Below are 15073 nucleotides of genomic sequence, written 5' to 3'. Positions count from 1 at the left end.
GAAATGCCAACTACAAACACTTCAGGAAGAAGAAAAACTGCAGTTGCCCGTATTTATCTGACCGAAGGCAGCGGCACTATTACTGTAAACGGTAAAAATTACACAGAATACTTCCCAACTTTACCATTGCAATACATCGTTAACCAATCATTAGAAGTTTCAGGTTCTACCGGAAAGTTTGACGTGACTGTTAACGTTGCTGGCGGTGGCGTTAAAGGCCAGGCAGAAGCTGTTCGCTTAGCAATTGCTAAAGCTATTGTTGAATTAGATCCGGAAGCTAAATCAGGTCTCCGTGCAAAAGGGTTAATGACCCGCGATGACAGAATGGTTGAACGTAAGAAACCAGGACGCAGAAAAGCACGCAGAAGATTTCAATTTAGTAAACGTTAATTTCAGGAGGATCAAACAATGGCTAGAACAACATATCAGGAATTATTGGATGCAGGTGTACACTTTGGTCACCTTACCCGCAAATGGGATCCGAAAATGGCTCAGTACATTTTCATGGAGCGTAATGGCATCCACATTATAGACTTAAACAAGACCTTAACCAAGGTTGAAGAAGCTGCTGCTGCAATCAAACAGATCGTAAAGTCAGGTCGTAAAGTATTATTTGTTGCAACCAAGAAGCAAGCTAAAGACATCGTTGCAGAACAGGCTAAGTCTGTTAACATGCCTTTTGTTACTGAGCGTTGGTTAGGTGGTATGCTTACCAACTTCGCTACCGTACGCAAGTCGATCAAGAAGATGTCTAACATCGACAAGATGACTAAAGACGGCACTTACGATGTACTTTCTAAGAAAGAAAAGCTGATGATCCAGCGCGAACGTATCAAGTTGGAAAACCTCCTGGGAGGTATCTCTGACCTGAACCGTCTGCCTGCTGCATTATTCCTGATCGACGTAAAGAAAGAGCATATCGCGGTTACTGAAGCGTTAAAGTTGAATATCCCTACCTTCGCGATGGTAGATACCAACTCTGATCCTTCTAACATCGACTTCCCGATCCCTGCGAACGACGATGCGACCAAATCAATCTCTTTGATCACTGGTCTGATCATTAAGGCAATTCAGGAAGGTCTTGACGAACGTAAACGTGAGAAGGAAGACGAAGCTGAAAAAGAAGCTGCTGCTTCTAAGGCAAGAATCGATAATGGCGAAGCCAGAGAAGATGCTCCTGCCCGTCGTGAAGGCCCGGTAGCTGCTGCTGCAGAAACTGAAGCGAACGACGAAAGCGCTGAATAATTACTTGTTGTGGGTTGAAGGTTGTGTGTTCGGGGATTTCCTGCAACACAGAACCTGCAGCCCACAACTGTTATAATATAAACTTAATAAGGAAAAAGAAATGTCAACCGTACAAATTTCTGCTTCAGATGTGAATAAACTGCGCCAGCAAACCGGTGCAGGGATGATGGATTGCAAAAAGGCCTTAACCGAATCTAATGGCGACTTTGAGGCTGCAATTGATTACTTACGTAAAAAAGGTGCTAAGGTAGCTGCAAGCCGTCAGGATCGTGAATCTAACGAAGGTGTTGTAATTGCCAAGACCACTGCCGATGGTAAAAGAGGTGTGATTGTAGAAGTGAACTGTGAAACTGACTTCGTTGCAAAGAACGCAGATTTCATTGCTTTTGCTAACAGCATCGCTGATCTTGCTATTGAACAAAATCCTGCTTCTCTTGAAGCTTTAACTGCACTTGACCTTAACGGTACAAAGGTGAGCGATCAGGTACTTGATCAGACCGGTAAGATCGGCGAAAAGATCGGTGTTAATAAATTCGAAACTGTATCTGGCGAAAAGGTGATCGCTTATATCCACGGTAACTACCGTCTTGGTGTTCTTGTTGCACTTAACGCTGACGCTGCAGGTGCTGAAGAAGCTGGTAAAGATGTAGCTATGCAGATTGCTGCAATGAACCCTGTCGCCATCGACAAGGGTGATGTTGATGCACGTACTATTGAAAGAGAGCTTGAAATTGCAAAAGAGCAGATCCGTGCAGAAGGCAAACCGGAAGAAATGGTTGAAAAAATTGCACAGGGTAAGCTGAACAAGTTCTATAAAGAATCTACTCTGCTTAACCAGGAATTTGTAAAAGATTCGTCAAAGACCATCGCACAGTTCCTGAACGGCGTATCAAATGGTCTTACTGTTACTGCATTCAAGCGTGTTCAGCTTGGAGCATAAGCAACAGAAGAAAATAACTTAATGAGAAAGAGGCTGTATGTTAGGCATGCAGCCTCTTTTTTTATTCTTTCCTTATTAAAAGCAGGACAAGCCTACCCTTCCTCCTGAATTTATGCTTAGGGCGACCTTGCGAACAATCCCTTGCACAGCTATCCTTGATACTTCCTTGTAAAAACACTACCTTTGCCCGGCTTCTAAGCCTTCTTAACCATGGATCGAAAAGATACATCAGTCATACGGGCTCATTTCTCTAATCTCAAATCTCATTTCTTGAATCTATAGTATGAAATACAAACGCATCCTTTTAAAGCTTAGCGGAGAGTCGCTCATGGGCGATAAACAGTATGGTATAGACAGTGACAGGGTGATTCAGTACGCCCGGGACATTAAGGCAGTGTTCGACAAGGGGATTGAAGTTGCCGTTGTTATTGGGGGCGGCAATATTTTCCGCGGGCTGAGTGCCGAACAGTCAGGAATGGACCGCGTGCAGGCCGACTATATGGGGATGCTCGCTACCGTGATCAATAGCATGGCACTGCAGGATGCGCTGGAAAAGCTCAGTATAAAGACGCGCCTGATGACGGCTATCAAGATGGAACAGATTTGCGAACCTTTCATCAGGAGAAGAGCAGTGAGGCACCTTGAAAAAAGGAGGATCGTGATTTTTGGGGCAGGAACAGGAAACCCTTACTTTACTACCGATACCTGTGCTTCTCTGCGCGCTATAGAAATACAGGCTGACGTTGTGCTGAAGGGAACGCGTGTGGACGGCATTTATACTGCCGACCCTGAAAAACACCCGGACGCCGTAAGATATGACGAGATTTCCTTCCAGGAAGTGTATGATAAAGGCCTTAACGTGATGGATATGACGGCCTTCACACTCTGCCAGGAAAACAAGCTTCCCATCATCGTGTTTGACATGAACAAACCGGGCAACTTCATGAAAATTGCAAATGGTGAAGCGATAGGAACACTAGTTAGAGGATAAAAAACTATTTTTATAGATCGATAATCTCATTTTTATGAACGAGCTGATAAAGAAACAATTAAACGACGCCAAGTCCCTTATGGACAAGGCAATAGAACATACTGATGCGGAGCTTACAAAAGTCAGGGCAGGGAAGGCGATGCCGTCTATGCTCGACAGCGTGATGGTGGAGTACTATGGTACCCCGACCCCCTGAGCCAGGTAGCAAGCATCAATACGCCTGACCCGCGGACCCTGGTGGTTCAGCCATGGGAAAAGCCTTTATTGAGCAAGATCGAAAAAGCGATTGTAGACTCGAATGTGGGCTTGAACCCCCAGAACGACGGTACCGTTATCCGCCTCAACGTTCCCCCTCTCACTGAGGAAAGACGCCGCGACCTCGTTAAAAAGGTAAAGGAAGAAGCGGAAAAAGGACGTGTGGCCGTGCGTAACATCCGCAAGGATACCAACGGTAAGATCCAGCGTCTGAAATCAGAAGGCGTGTCTGAAGACGAGATCAAAGGTGGCGAAGCTGAGGTGCAGAAACTTACTGACAGCTACATTGTTAAGGTCGACAAACTTGCTGAAGCCAAGGAAAAAGATATTATGACCGTTTGATGAGCGGTTGGCCTGTTGAAGTGCGTTGCGGGATCTGGATAAATACTTATCTTCGTTCCAGGTCCTGCAACTCAGCAACAGTGACCGCCGACTATGAGGATCCTTTACACTTACCTGAAGAACTATAAGGGGCTGATTGCCTTTGCTCTCCTTCTGGCTGCTATCAACCAGATCTTTTCATTCCTTGATCCATGGATCTTCCGCCAGATCATTGATAAGTACGTTACTCACTATCAGAATTACACCACTTCTGAATTCTTCAGGGGGGCCGGAGTGCTCATCCTCACTGCTATGGGAGTAGCCATGGTATCACGTATTGCCAAGAACTTCCAGGACTATTACGTCAACGTGATCACGCAGCGCCTGGGTGCCAGGATCTACTCGGACGGGCTTGCTCACTCCCTGGCACTACCCTATCAGGTATTTGAAGACCAGCGCAGCGGAGAAACGCTGGGGATTCTTCAGAAGGTCAGGCTTGATACAGAAAAGCTGATCATTGCCACTATCAACATTCTCTTTACCAGCGTTATCGGTATTGTCTTTGTCTTTGTGTATGCAGTCAACATCCATTGGCTGATCGCCGTCTTCTACATATCGGTGATCCCTGTTCTTGGCACGGTTTCGTCTGTGCTGAGCAGGAAAATTAAGGTGGTGCAAAAAAACATCGTCACCGAGACCACCGCCCTTGCCGGCTCAACTACAGAATCCCTCCGCAATATCGAGCTGGTCAAAAGTCTGGGGCTTTCTTCTCAGGAAATCAGCAGGTTAAACAATACCACGGAGAAGATCCTGGGCCTGGAGCTGAAGAAGGTAAAATACGTAAGGAGTCTGAGCTTTGTACAGGGCACCCTGGTCAACCTGCTCAGAAATGGCATCATTTTTCTGATGATGTATCTGATATACGACGGTCAGATCACTATTGGCGAGTTCTTTTCACTTTTCCTGTATTCTTTCTTCATATTCGGGCCGCTTCAGGAGCTGGGAAACATCATTAATACCTACCGCGAGACAGAAGTTTCTTTACAGAACTTCAAAAGCATCATGAACACCCCGAGAGAGACAAAACCTGCTAACCCGGTAAGAGTAGGGCCTATTCACGAGCTTTCATTCAACAACGTGAGTTTCAGGCACCTTTCATCATCCCGGAACGCTCTGAACAGCATCAGCTTCAGCATCAGGAAGGGCGAGACAGTTGCGTTTGTCGGCCCTTCAGGCTCGGGCAAGACCACCCTCGTTAAGTTACTGGTAGGTCTTTATCAGCCTAAGGAAGGTAATATCCTGTACAATAATACTCCTTCGGCCGACATTCAGCTGGACGAATTACGAGAAAAAATAGGCTTTGTGACGCAAGACACGCAGCTCTTCTCCGGTACAATCAGAGAGAACCTGCAGTTTGTAAGACCGGGGGCAACAGACGAGGAATGCCTGGATGTGATGCAAAGGGCCGCCTGCCAGACACTGCTTGCCAGAGCTCCGGAGGGGCTGAGCACCGTCATAGGAGAAGGCGGAGTAAAAGTATCCGGGGGTGAGAAACAAAGGTTGTCAATTGCACGTGCACTTCTCAGGCGCCCCGATATCCTCGTCTTCGACGAGGCCACCTCGGCCCTCGACTCCCTAACCGAGGAAGAAATAACTAAAACGATTCGCGATGTTTCATCAACCGACAGTCGGATCACCATCCTGATTGCCCATCGCTTGTCGACGATCATGCACGCCGACCGCATTTTCGTGCTCGAGAAGGGACACATGGCCGAGTCGGGCAAACACAGTGAGCTCTTGCAGGAAAAGGGCTTGTACTACGCCATGTGGAGGCAGCAGATTGGGGAGCGCGAGATGGTATAGGCGCACGTATTAAGACTTATGGGCAAGGATGCGGCTGCCTCAAAAAGGGATTTTTGGCCTCTTTTTATTATTAAAACTTCAATTACGATCTCCTGTCAGGAAGAACTTTCACTTATAACATTCTTTCATCGTGAAGATTTTATCATTTTGCTGGTCAAAAATCGGCGCGAGCAGCTCCCTAACGGATATCATGCCACGTCCTGTAAGGGCGATCTCGTCATGAATCAAACCTCGTTCACCCTAAGACAGCACTGCACTAAGCCGGCTGATTCTGAATTTCTTTAAGGCCGAGCGGAACCAGCACTTTTGTCTTGAAATAGGTTATCGACACTACAACGAGCGTCATCGTTCCTCCGAAAATAACAGCGGGAACGGTACCCATCAGGCGGGCTGTTAGTCCTGATTCAAATGCCCCGATCTCATTGGATGATCCGATGAACATGGAATTGACTGCCGAAACCCTCCCCCTCATTTCGTCCGGCGTAAGAAGCTGCATAATGGTCGACCTGATCACTACGCTGATGCTGTCAAATACTCCTTCGAAGAACAGGAATACGAGGGTCAGATAGAAATTAGTGGACAAGCCATAACAGATAATGGAAATCCCGAAACCGATCACTGCGATGAGCAGGTTGCGCCAAGGCTTATTCATAGGAGAATGGCGTGCCATAACGAGCATCGTCAGAACAGCGCCGACAGCCGGAGCGGCGCGCATTAATCCGAATTCCTCAGCCCCCACGTGCAGCACTTCGCTCGCTATAACCGGAATAAGAGCCACAGCGCCGCCAAAGAATACGGAGAACATATCGAGGCTCATGGCGCCAAGCATCATCTTGTTATTAAAGACGAACCTGATCCCTTGCGACAGGCTCTTAAATATGTTCTCGCCGGCCACGAACTGCGGCGGACGTTTCTTGAGAAAGAACAAGCAGCTGAAGGCCACCAGCATGAAGGCCAGGATGATCAGGAAGGTGTGAGAGGCACCTCCATACGCATATATCAGTCCTCCGGCAGCTGGCCCTGCGATAGAGGCAACCTGATAGCCGGTACTGTTCCATGTGGAGGAATTGGGATACAGCTCACGCGGCACCACCTGAGCCATCAGTGAAAAAGTTGCAGGCCCCATGAAGCCGCGGCAAATACCTATGCAGAAGATCATGACGTAGATAATCCCGACTATATGAGTGATACCGATTTGCGACGTGATACTGGGCAGGGTGATAAAATACAGCACGGCGGAACAGGCAAACATGCCGCTGATAATGATCTTGAGCAGTTTCGTCTTTTCTGATTTATCGGCCACATACCCTCCGTAAAGAGCGATACCAATAGCAGGAATCGCCTCAGAAAGGCCGATCATGCCAAGAGACAGCGGGTCTTTGGTGAGGTGATAAATATACCATCCGATCACTACCGCCTGTATCTGGTATCCGAATGTCAGGAAAAACCGCATTAATAAAAAAGCACGAAATTCGGGAAACCGTAGCGCTGCGTACGGATCTTGTCGGGGAGGCTGCGAATGATCTGATTCCATCTGTTACTACTATCTGACGCTTTGTTTTTCCGTAGAATAGGTATTTGCGGTACAAATATAGGACTTACCGGGCAGGTTCGCAATTTAGGACTTGTCAGGATGTGCAAGAAGGCCTGCCATTTTCTGCCACTTATTCATGCGCAGAGTCAGGAGATCTTGTCCCATCTGATGCCGCCTGACCGGCTCATAAAATACTCCCGCAACAAGCGATTGTCTTCAGAACTCAGATCCGGATCCTTTTCGAAGAGATCGATCACCTCCGCTCTGGCCTCTTTAAGAAGATGCTGATCCACTGAGAGGTCGGCAAGCTTGAGATCGAGCACGCCACTCTGCTGAGTTCCCTCAATATTGCCCGGCCCCCGCAACTGCAGGTCGGTCTCGGAGATTTCAAATCCATCATTGGTGCGCACCATCGTTTCAAGGCGGATCTTCCCTTCCCTGCTGAGCTTATTGCCGCTCATCAGGATACAGTACGACTGCTCGGCTCCTCGTCCTACCCTCCCCCGCAACTGATGCAATTGAGAGAGGCCAAACCGCTCTGCATTTTCTATCACCATTACGCTCGCGTTGGGGACATTTACACCAACCTCGATTACTGTTGTTGCAACCATGATCTGTGTTTCTCCCTTCACGAATCGCTGCATCTCAAAGTCCTTGTCGGCCGCTTTGAGTTTTCCGTGAACAATGCTGATGCGGTAGTCAGGCAGGGGAAATTCACGGGACATGGCCTCAATACCGGCCTCCAGATAAAGGAGATCCATTTTCTCACTTTCCTGGATCAGCGGGTACACCACGTAGACCTGACGGCCCTTCGCAATTTCCTGCCTGATGAACCCGAACATCCGCAGGCGCTGACTCTCAAACAGGTGGAGGGTCTTGATCGGCTTCCTTCCCTGGGGCAGCTCATCAATCACGGAAACGTCGAGATCCCCGTATAAGGTCATCGCCAGGGTTCTGGGAATTGGAGTGGCCGTCATCACCAGGACATGAGGCGGAACCTCGTTCTTTCTCCACAGCCTGGCCCTCTGTTCTACGCCAAATCGATGCTGTTCGTCTATCACAGCCAGGCCCAGGTTTTTGAACTGTACTTCATCCTCAATGAGTGCGTGCGTGCCCACCAGAATATCAATGACCCCCGTCCTCAGTCCTTCGTGAAGGATCTTCCGCTCCTTCCTGGGCGTAGAACCACACAACAGCGAGATGTTGACAAATCCATCACCTGCCATTGCTCTTAACGAGGCGAAGTGCTGTTTGGCGAGTATCTCAGTAGGAGCCATTAAACATGCCTGACATCCGTTATCAACAGCAAGGAGCATGGTCATGAGGGCTACTACGGTCTTACCGCTGCCCACGTCGCCCTGCAGGAGCCGATTCATCTGGACCCCTTTCTGTGTATCCTGGCGTATTTCCCGCAACACCCGCTTCTGCGCATTGGTGAGATCGAAAGGAAGCTTTGTTGTATAAAACTCGTTGAACTTTTGCCCTACCTGTCCGAAGACCAGTCCGCGGAACCGGGCTGTTCGCACCAGCTTGTTCCTTAAGAGTTTTAGCTGGATGAAAAACAATTCTTCAAACTTAAGTCTCCGCTTTGCGGCCTCCAGCATCTCTGTACTCGCCGGAAAATGTATCTGACAGAGGGAAGACGCTCTGTCGATTAGCCTGTGCTTGGCAAGCAGATACGGCGGTATGGTCTCGGGTATGTCTTTTCTGATCTGCTCAAGGAGTACCGCCATAAGGCGCTGAATGCCTTTTGAATCAAGGAATGACTGCTTTAGCTTTTCTGTAGAGTTATAGACAGGCTGCAGGCTGAGGTTTCCGGTCTTTGCCGCATTCTGATTATAAGCCTCCAGTTCGGGGTGCGAAATGGAGTACTTGCTGCCAAATTCGGAGGGTTTCCCAAAAACCGTATACACTGCCCCCACCTGCAGGGTCTTTTCGACCCATCGAAGGCTCTGAAACCAAACCAGCTCTATCTGCCCTGTCTCATCCCTCAACTGAGCAACGAGGCGTTTAGCGCGCTTATCCCCTATGACCTCCTTCGACACAACGCGCCCAAGGATCTGTACAGCAGGCAGGTCGGCATGAATTTCCCTGATCTTATAGAAACGGGTACGATCTATATATCTGAAAGGATAGTAGTGAAGCAGGTCAGAAAAAGTAAAAATGCCAAGCTCCTTCTTCAGGATCTCGGCTTTCTGCTGCCCGACACCTTTCAGGTACTCAATAGGGGTACTTAAGTTCACGGAAGGCAAACCGGCTATTTTGCGGCCACAACTGATATTTCAACGTTCACTCCTTTAGGGAGGCCAGCTACAGCGACGGTCTCACGCGCTGGGTAGGCACCAGAGAAATAGCTCCCATAAATTTCGTTGACCAGGGGAAACAAGCCCATGTCGCTAAGAAAGATGGTTGTCTTTACCACATCGCCGAACTCAAAGCCTGCTTCATCAAGGATAGCCTTCAGATTCGCCATTACCTGACGGGTTTCCTCCTCTACGGTTGCCATCATTAACTCACCGGTCTCCGGGTGAAGTGCAATTTGCCCGGAAACATATAAGAGGGCGTTAACTAAGACAGCCTGATTGTAAGGGCCTATCGGCGCAGGCGCTTTTGTAGTATTGATAATTCTTTTCATAGTCTAAAATAGCCACTGTATGAGCTTGTACAAAATGCCGGTCAGAAACAGCAGGATAGCAAGGGTATTGATAAAATGCATGGCCCTCAGGTTAAAATTAACCGGCCTGTTTGGATCCTTCTTTCTGAAAAAGTACATAACACAAATGTACATAATAAATAAAAACCTTTATGAGCGCCAACGCTGACAAAGGCAATGCAAGTAGATCAGATAGCGGCTTTATCGAAAAAAAGAGGGCTCCCTGCTGGAAGCCCTCCTGATAATATGCTTAGATACTATATTATCTTATTTTTTGATTTCAACGCGACGGTTTTGAACACGTCCTTCTTCAGTTGAGTTAGAAGCGATAGGACGGCTTTCTCCGTAACCTTTAACAGTGATGCGGTTAGCATCAACACCAGAGTTAACAAGGTAAGTCTTTACTGAGTTCGCTCTGTCTCTTGAAAGGTTCATGTTATAAGCTTCGGTACCTTCAGCAGAAGCATGACCTTCAAGTGTTAAAGAAGAAGAAGAATTAGCTCTCAGGTCAGAAGAAACCTTATCTAAAGTAGGATAAGAAGAAGTTCTTAATACTGAGCTGTCAAATTCGAACTGAATGTTAGGATATACCCCAGCAGTTGCACTGTCCGTAGGCAATTTTAATGGGCAACCAGCACCATCAACTACAGTTCCAGCAGGAGTACCAGGGCACTTGTCGAATCTGTCAGATACACCATCGCCGTCAGCATCAGCAGAAAGCTGGTTAACTGTGTTCTCAAGAGTGCTTACGCGGGTCTTAAGCGCTTCAACTTCCTGACGTAAGGTCGGATCTTTCAATTCGTCATACATTAAAGCGACAGGGTTACTCCACTGTAAGCTAGGCTTAGAAGTATTACCTAAAGTAAACTCAAGACCTGCATATCCATAAGACCATTTGTCCTTGTTAGAACGACCACCAACCCAGCTGCGGTCAAGGTTATCAGCATCAAGGAAGTTTGCGTCGTAACCAAGGTTCAGGGCAACTACCTGACCCAGTTTGAAGCTAGCACCTACTCCAACAGGAATGAATAGCTCTTTTCTGGTCTTGTCGTCACCTGGATCGTAACCAGTTAAACCGGCACCCGCCTGTACAAAGAAACCAACGTTTTTCTGACGGCTAAGGAAAGAAACAGTTCCTACGTTCACCACACCCTTCAATGATACTGCGTAGTTCAGGTCGGTTTCGAAGTCAGCAGGCTGACCAGCAGGACGAGGCTGTCTGCCATCATAATCGTCGTAAGTACCGGAAAGCTTGCCTCTGTGCGCATCTAATTTTAATGCAAAAGAAGGAGCGATTTGCTTTTTGATGTACAATCCGTAACCGAAGTTAGCGTCGTAATCACCGTAATCGTTTGATCCAAAAGGAATAATCGGACTTAATACACCGCCAGTTACACCGATAGACCAAGTTCTGTACTGGGCTCTCCCGCCAAACACCGTGGCAGTAGAGGTTGAAGTTGAGGTGGTGTCCTGAGCAGACGCAGCAACTGCTGCCATCGTGAACAGAGAACCAGCAACAACTTTCTTAATTGTAGAATAATTCATGTTCTGTTTGTTTTAAGGTTAAACAAATTTTTAATTGTGTAATTTGTCACAAATTTAAATATAACTTTGATATCGGCAAATCATCAAAGTTTGTACCATTTTCTTCACCATAAACAAATTCTCTTTTCAAATGGTTTTCGCAAAAATGTAAATTAAAACGATTGCAGCCGATAAAGACCTTGTATCAAAGCCGTTGCAAACCTGGATCAAAAGGCAAACAGTTGAACTTTAGCGCAATAAGATCGGTTTGCCCGGAAAGGTACACCAGGGAAGAGACGGTTCAAGACGAAAGCGTCCAATTGTGTTGAACAATTGTGGACGGAGTTATTAGTCAGCCTTGAAACGTACACAATGACTGCTCAGGACATGCTGTACTGTTTTCAAGACGACCAAGCATTTGCTTGAACATCAGCTTATTACAGCATCCAAAAGGCGCCATTTCAACTCTTGGTGCGCTAAAATGTATCCACTTCTGTGATTTACCGTGGGTGTGGTCACTTATTAATCTTAATTTTACAGGGTAATTACACCTGATTTATGAGCAAAAAAAGTCCGGAGCATATAGTAGTGTCACGAAATGACGCGGTTGGAGACGTAATATTGGCGTTACCGGTCTGCGGCCTGATAAAGAAACACTATCCTGGGGCAAAAGTATCGATCCTGGGCAGAAGTTACACCAGGGAGGTCGCCTTAAGCAGCAGGTTTGTTGACGGGTTCATCAATGAGGATGACTGGCAGGGCCTGGGTAAACGCGAGATTGCAGATAAGCTGAGGGACGAGAACATAGATGCAATTGTTTTCTTAAGGCCGGAAAAAAGACTGGCGTCAATCGCGAAAACGGCGCGAATAGCCATAAGAATAGGGACGGCGAACCGCGTGTACCACTGGTTCAGTTGTAATAAACTCATCCCGTTAAGCAGAAAGAACTCGCCTTTGCATGAGGCGCAGTTGAACAGCAAACTCCTGGCCGGGCTCCGAATACAAGAAGATCTGTCTCTTAACGACATCCCGCAGTATTACGGACTGGAGCGCCTGTCGCCCCTGCTGGCTGATTATGAGAAGCTGCTCTCACCGAATAAGTTCAACCTCATCCTGCATCCCAAATCACACGGGAATAGTCTGGAGTGGGGCCTTCATAATTTTGAGACTCTCGTATCTATGCTCGACAGGGAAAGGTTTAACATTTTTATTACCGGATCGACCAAAGAACGAAGCGCACTGGCAGAATGGATAAGCAAGCAGGGTGACAAAGTGACCGACATCACCGGGATGTTCTCACTGACGCAGTTTATTGCTTTCATAAACCGCTGCAACGGACTCGTAGCAGCCAGCACAGGGCCTGTCCACATTGCCGCTGCCTTAGGGATCCATACCCTTGGTCTGTATAGCGACATCAGAACCAAAGAGGGACATCGCTGGGGACCGGTGGGAGAGCAGGCAGAATATCTGCAATGCACCAATGCCGACATGGATACCATCAGTCCAAGGGCGGTCGCGGACAGGATTGAGAGCTGGCTTTAATATGCGATGTAACGTTATCGCACTAACCAACGTAAAGGCTAGAACAAACGACAAAGACGTACTAATATCGCTGACACATGCCAGTACCCTGCTCATTGATTATTTCTACTTATAATTGGGCTGCCGCTCTGAGAGTTTGCCTTCAGAGCGTCATGGAGCAGAAAAGGCTGCCAGACGAGGTAATTGTAGCCGACGACGGATCAGGAGATGAAACCCGGCGTGTTATAACAGAGTTCCAGGGCCTGTTCCCGGTGCCCCTGCTGCACGTATGGCACGAGGACCGCGGCTTCCGTAAAACTCAAATTCTCAATAAGGCATTAAAGCAAAGCGGCGGCGAGTATATTGTACAAATTGACGGAGATGTGGTACTGCACCCCTTCTTCATTCATGACCACCTTGAGCTTGCAGAGAAAGGCACCTTTGTTAGAGGAACCCGCGCGCGGCTTACTGCTGGAATTACCAGTGCTGTCCTTTCATCAAAAAACATCCGTTTAACCGCGCTCTCCCAGGGAGTATATAACCGGTTGAATGCGATACGACTACCGATATGGCGGGAACTGGGATCGAGAAAAAAAGGAGTAGTAAAAGCGTCAGGGGAAGCAATCTCGCCTTTTGGAAGGACGACTTCATCAAGGTGAATGGCTACAACAACGATTTGCAAGGCTGGGGGCACGAAGATGAGGAGCTCGCTGCGAGATTCATCAACAACAATATTTTGAAAAAAATTGTTAAACTAGCAGCAGTTCAGTTTCATTTAGACCACGTAGAGAAATCGAGGGAGAACGAAGCATTTCACGCCCGTGTAGTAGAAGATACGGTAACTAAGAATATTAAAACCTGTGTAAATGGATACAGTTGCAACTGATATGGGACACTCAATAAGGACCTCACTGATTATATCGACATACAACTGGCCGGAGGCGCTTGATCTTTGCCTCTTAAGTGTAGCCAGGCAGTCTGTCCTGCCTGACGAGGTGATCATAGCAGACGACGGCTCAACAAAGGAGACAGAGTTTCTAATCCACAAAATCAAAGCTACATTTCCCGTCCCCATTACTCACGTGTGGCAGGAAGACGAAGGCTTCCAACTGGCCAAGATCAGAAACAAGGCAATTGCACGTGCCCGCTATGAGTATATTGTTCAAATAGACGGAGACCTGGTGCTACACCGGGATTTCCTGAAGGATCATCTTGAACTGGCAACGCCCGGCACATTCGTTACCGGCAGCAGAGTATTAATGAACAAGGATCTTTCGGACAATCTGCTCACGTCCAGAAGCACGCTGGCTTCGGCATTTAGTACGGGCATAAAAAACCGCATGAACGGCCTTAGAATAGGGCTACTAAGGAAATACCTGGCCGACCGCTATAAGCAAAAAGACAAGCTGTACCTGAGAGGCTGCAACATGGCTTTCTGGCAGGATGACCTCATCCGGGTTAACGGCTATAACGAGGAGTTTAAGGGCTGGGGTAAAGAGGATAATGAGATTGCCGTCCGCCTGATGAACTCGGGCATCAGAAAACGTGTCGCTAAGTTTGGCGCAGTGGTTTTCCACATCTATCACAGCGAACACTGCCGGGCAAGCTGCCATGAAAATGAGCATCGTTTAAACCAGGCGATGAAAGAAAACATCACCTACTGTGCAAGAGGGGTGAGCCAGTATGTTCAGTCCCATTTGATCCTTCCAGTTCCCCTTCATAAAACAGTGTAAAATCAACTTGCTACAATTACCAGAAACAGGATTAGCAGGAAAAGAGCCATCTTGACTATCTTCCATTTGTTTAACCGAAAAGGGCTTGGATCAGGCTTTCGAAAGCCGAGATCCAGGCGCCGGGTAAAATTGGTAATTCCGCGACTCCGGAGGCCCCCCACAGCATTCCCAACTCGTAAGCGTTTTTGTGGGCCAGCATTTCAAAAACCACCAATGGAGATACTTTTCCAGGTGCCAGCATCGCCCGGAAGCCAGTCGTCAGTACCTCTGCCAGGAGGAGGACTGCTGTCACCACAGGAATATAACTTATGGGCAGGTCAAAAACAACTCCGACCATCGAATATATCATTATCAAGCACAGAGACTCACTGGTATTTGTAAAGTCAATAAAAGTATAAGGGCGGAATTCAGGCAGAGTCATTACCTCACCGGTTCCCAATCCATACCGGAACAGCCGTTTGACCTGTGACCGCCCATCTTGCCACCACGGATG

The 15073-nt window shown here is 47.6% G+C and carries 15 protein-coding genes and 1 pseudogene; 10 read left to right on the top strand and 6 right to left on the bottom strand.

Translation table 11 applies throughout. The features are described 5' to 3' along the window. Nucleotides 1–3: 3 nt before the first annotated feature. From rpsI to ACES2C_RS07340, 6 genes and pseudogenes are all read left to right on the top strand, one after another. Nucleotides 4–390 carry a 30S ribosomal protein S9 gene (rpsI, locus tag ACES2C_RS07365; RefSeq protein ID WP_374166331.1) on the top strand — a complete coding sequence of 129 codons (387 nt, stop codon included), beginning with the start codon at nt 4–6 and terminating at the stop codon, nt 388–390. 18 nt (nt 391–408) lie between these two features. Beyond that, nucleotides 409–1245, top strand: a complete 837-nt coding sequence (rpsB, locus tag ACES2C_RS07360; RefSeq protein WP_374166330.1) for a 30S ribosomal protein S2 — start codon at nt 409–411, stop codon at nt 1243–1245. A gap of 100 nt (nt 1246–1345) precedes the next feature. Further along, nucleotides 1346–2185: a translation elongation factor Ts gene (gene tsf / locus ACES2C_RS07355; protein ID WP_374166329.1), complete on the top strand. Its 840-nt coding sequence runs from the start codon at nt 1346–1348 to the stop codon at nt 2183–2185. A gap of 283 nt (nt 2186–2468) precedes the next feature. Further along, nucleotides 2469–3176: a UMP kinase gene (gene pyrH / locus ACES2C_RS07350; protein WP_374166328.1), complete on the top strand. Its 708-nt coding sequence runs from the start codon at nt 2469–2471 to the stop codon at nt 3174–3176. A gap of 34 nt (nt 3177–3210) precedes the next feature. Then, nucleotides 3211–3773 (top strand): annotated as a pseudogene (frr, locus tag ACES2C_RS07345) (ribosome recycling factor). A 93-nt stretch (nt 3774–3866) separates the two neighbouring features. Continuing rightward, a complete protein-coding gene (locus ACES2C_RS07340; protein ID WP_374166327.1) occupies nt 3867–5615 on the top strand; it encodes an ABC transporter ATP-binding protein in 1749 nt (582 codons plus the stop codon). 256 nt (nt 5616–5871) lie between these two features. Here ACES2C_RS07340 and ACES2C_RS07335 read toward each other — a convergent pair whose 3' ends face one another. From ACES2C_RS07335 to ACES2C_RS07315, 5 genes are all read right to left on the bottom strand, one after another. After that, complete coding sequence (locus ACES2C_RS07335) at nt 5872–7149, bottom strand: MFS transporter (RefSeq protein ID WP_374166326.1); 1278 nt, start codon at nt 7147–7149, stop codon at nt 5872–5874. 146 nt (nt 7150–7295) lie between these two features. Further along, nucleotides 7296–9401 (bottom strand): ATP-dependent DNA helicase RecG, encoded by a 2106-nt coding sequence (recG, locus tag ACES2C_RS07330; protein WP_374166325.1) that lies wholly within the window; start codon nt 9399–9401, stop codon nt 7296–7298. Between the two features lie 5 nt (nt 9402–9406). Next, nucleotides 9407–9784, bottom strand: coding sequence for a RidA family protein (locus ACES2C_RS07325; RefSeq protein WP_374166324.1), 378 nt, complete (start codon nt 9782–9784; stop codon nt 9407–9409). A 3-nt stretch (nt 9785–9787) separates the two neighbouring features. Then, nucleotides 9788–9922, bottom strand: a complete 135-nt coding sequence (locus tag ACES2C_RS07320; protein ID WP_374166323.1) for a DUF6728 family protein — start codon at nt 9920–9922, stop codon at nt 9788–9790. Between the two features lie 147 nt (nt 9923–10069). Further along, a complete protein-coding gene (locus tag ACES2C_RS07315; RefSeq protein ID WP_374166322.1) occupies nt 10070–11347 on the bottom strand; it encodes an OmpA family protein in 1278 nt (425 codons plus the stop codon). 537 nt (nt 11348–11884) lie between these two features. On the opposite strand from ACES2C_RS07315, the gene ACES2C_RS07310 reads away from it, so the two are divergent. The 4 genes from ACES2C_RS07310 (at nt 11885) to ACES2C_RS07295 (ending at nt 14580) form a co-directional block, all read left to right on the top strand. Beyond that, nucleotides 11885–12868 carry a glycosyltransferase family 9 protein gene (locus ACES2C_RS07310; protein WP_374166321.1) on the top strand — a complete coding sequence of 328 codons (984 nt, stop codon included), beginning with the start codon at nt 11885–11887 and terminating at the stop codon, nt 12866–12868. A gap of 77 nt (nt 12869–12945) precedes the next feature. Then, on the top strand, nt 12946–13506 hold the full coding sequence (locus tag ACES2C_RS07305; RefSeq protein ID WP_374166320.1) for a glycosyltransferase: 561 nt from the start codon (nt 12946–12948) through the stop codon (nt 13504–13506). Further along, nucleotides 13416–13733 (top strand): galactosyltransferase-related protein, encoded by a 318-nt coding sequence (locus ACES2C_RS07300; RefSeq protein ID WP_374166319.1) that lies wholly within the window; start codon nt 13416–13418, stop codon nt 13731–13733. The genes ACES2C_RS07305 and ACES2C_RS07300 overlap by 91 nt, the downstream gene beginning before the upstream one ends. Continuing rightward, nucleotides 13714–14580, top strand: a complete 867-nt coding sequence (locus tag ACES2C_RS07295) for a glycosyltransferase family 2 protein (protein WP_374166318.1) — start codon at nt 13714–13716, stop codon at nt 14578–14580. Before ACES2C_RS07300 ends, ACES2C_RS07295 begins: the two co-directional genes overlap by 20 nt. Nucleotides 14581–14650: 70 nt before the next feature. Here the strand turns inward: ACES2C_RS07295 and ACES2C_RS07290 are convergent, their stop codons facing one another. Continuing rightward, nucleotides 14651–15001, bottom strand: coding sequence for a hypothetical protein (locus tag ACES2C_RS07290; protein ID WP_374166317.1), 351 nt, complete (start codon nt 14999–15001; stop codon nt 14651–14653). Nucleotides 15002–15073: the final 72 nt, after the last annotated feature.

Source organism: Arcticibacter sp. MXS-1, from assembly GCF_041902385.1.
GTDB lineage: Bacteria > Bacteroidota > Bacteroidia > Sphingobacteriales > Sphingobacteriaceae > Arcticibacter.
This window is presented reverse-complemented; position numbering and strand designations above follow the sequence as displayed.

Excerpts from the sequence above, each read along its gene's own strand:
- ACES2C_RS07340 (WP_374166327.1), top strand. The coding sequence starts at position 3,867 with ATGAGGATCCTTTACACTTACCTGAAGAACTATAAGGGGCTGATTGCC.
- pyrH (WP_374166328.1), top strand. The coding sequence starts at position 2,469 with ATGAAATACAAACGCATCCTTTTAAAGCTTAGCGGAGAGTCGCTCATG.
- rpsI (WP_374166331.1), top strand. The coding sequence starts at position 4 with ATGCCAACTACAAACACTTCAGGAAGAAGAAAAACTGCAGTTGCCCGT.
- tsf (WP_374166329.1), top strand. The coding sequence starts at position 1,346 with ATGTCAACCGTACAAATTTCTGCTTCAGATGTGAATAAACTGCGCCAG.
- ACES2C_RS07315 (WP_374166322.1), bottom strand. The coding sequence starts at position 11,347 with ATGAATTATTCTACAATTAAGAAAGTTGTTGCTGGTTCTCTGTTCACG.
- ACES2C_RS07290 (WP_374166317.1), bottom strand. The coding sequence starts at position 15,001 with ATGACTCTGCCTGAATTCCGCCCTTATACTTTTATTGACTTTACAAAT.
- ACES2C_RS07310 (WP_374166321.1), top strand. The coding sequence starts at position 11,885 with ATGAGCAAAAAAAGTCCGGAGCATATAGTAGTGTCACGAAATGACGCG.
- ACES2C_RS07325 (WP_374166324.1), bottom strand. The coding sequence starts at position 9,784 with ATGAAAAGAATTATCAATACTACAAAAGCGCCTGCGCCGATAGGCCCT.
- ACES2C_RS07320 (WP_374166323.1), bottom strand. The coding sequence starts at position 9,922 with ATGTACTTTTTCAGAAAGAAGGATCCAAACAGGCCGGTTAATTTTAAC.
- ACES2C_RS07300 (WP_374166319.1), top strand. The coding sequence starts at position 13,416 with ATGGCGGGAACTGGGATCGAGAAAAAAAGGAGTAGTAAAAGCGTCAGG.
- ACES2C_RS07295 (WP_374166318.1), top strand. The coding sequence starts at position 13,714 with ATGGATACAGTTGCAACTGATATGGGACACTCAATAAGGACCTCACTG.
- ACES2C_RS07335 (WP_374166326.1), bottom strand. The coding sequence starts at position 7,149 with ATGGAATCAGATCATTCGCAGCCTCCCCGACAAGATCCGTACGCAGCG.
- ACES2C_RS07305 (WP_374166320.1), top strand. The coding sequence starts at position 12,946 with ATGCCAGTACCCTGCTCATTGATTATTTCTACTTATAATTGGGCTGCC.
- rpsB (WP_374166330.1), top strand. The coding sequence starts at position 409 with ATGGCTAGAACAACATATCAGGAATTATTGGATGCAGGTGTACACTTT.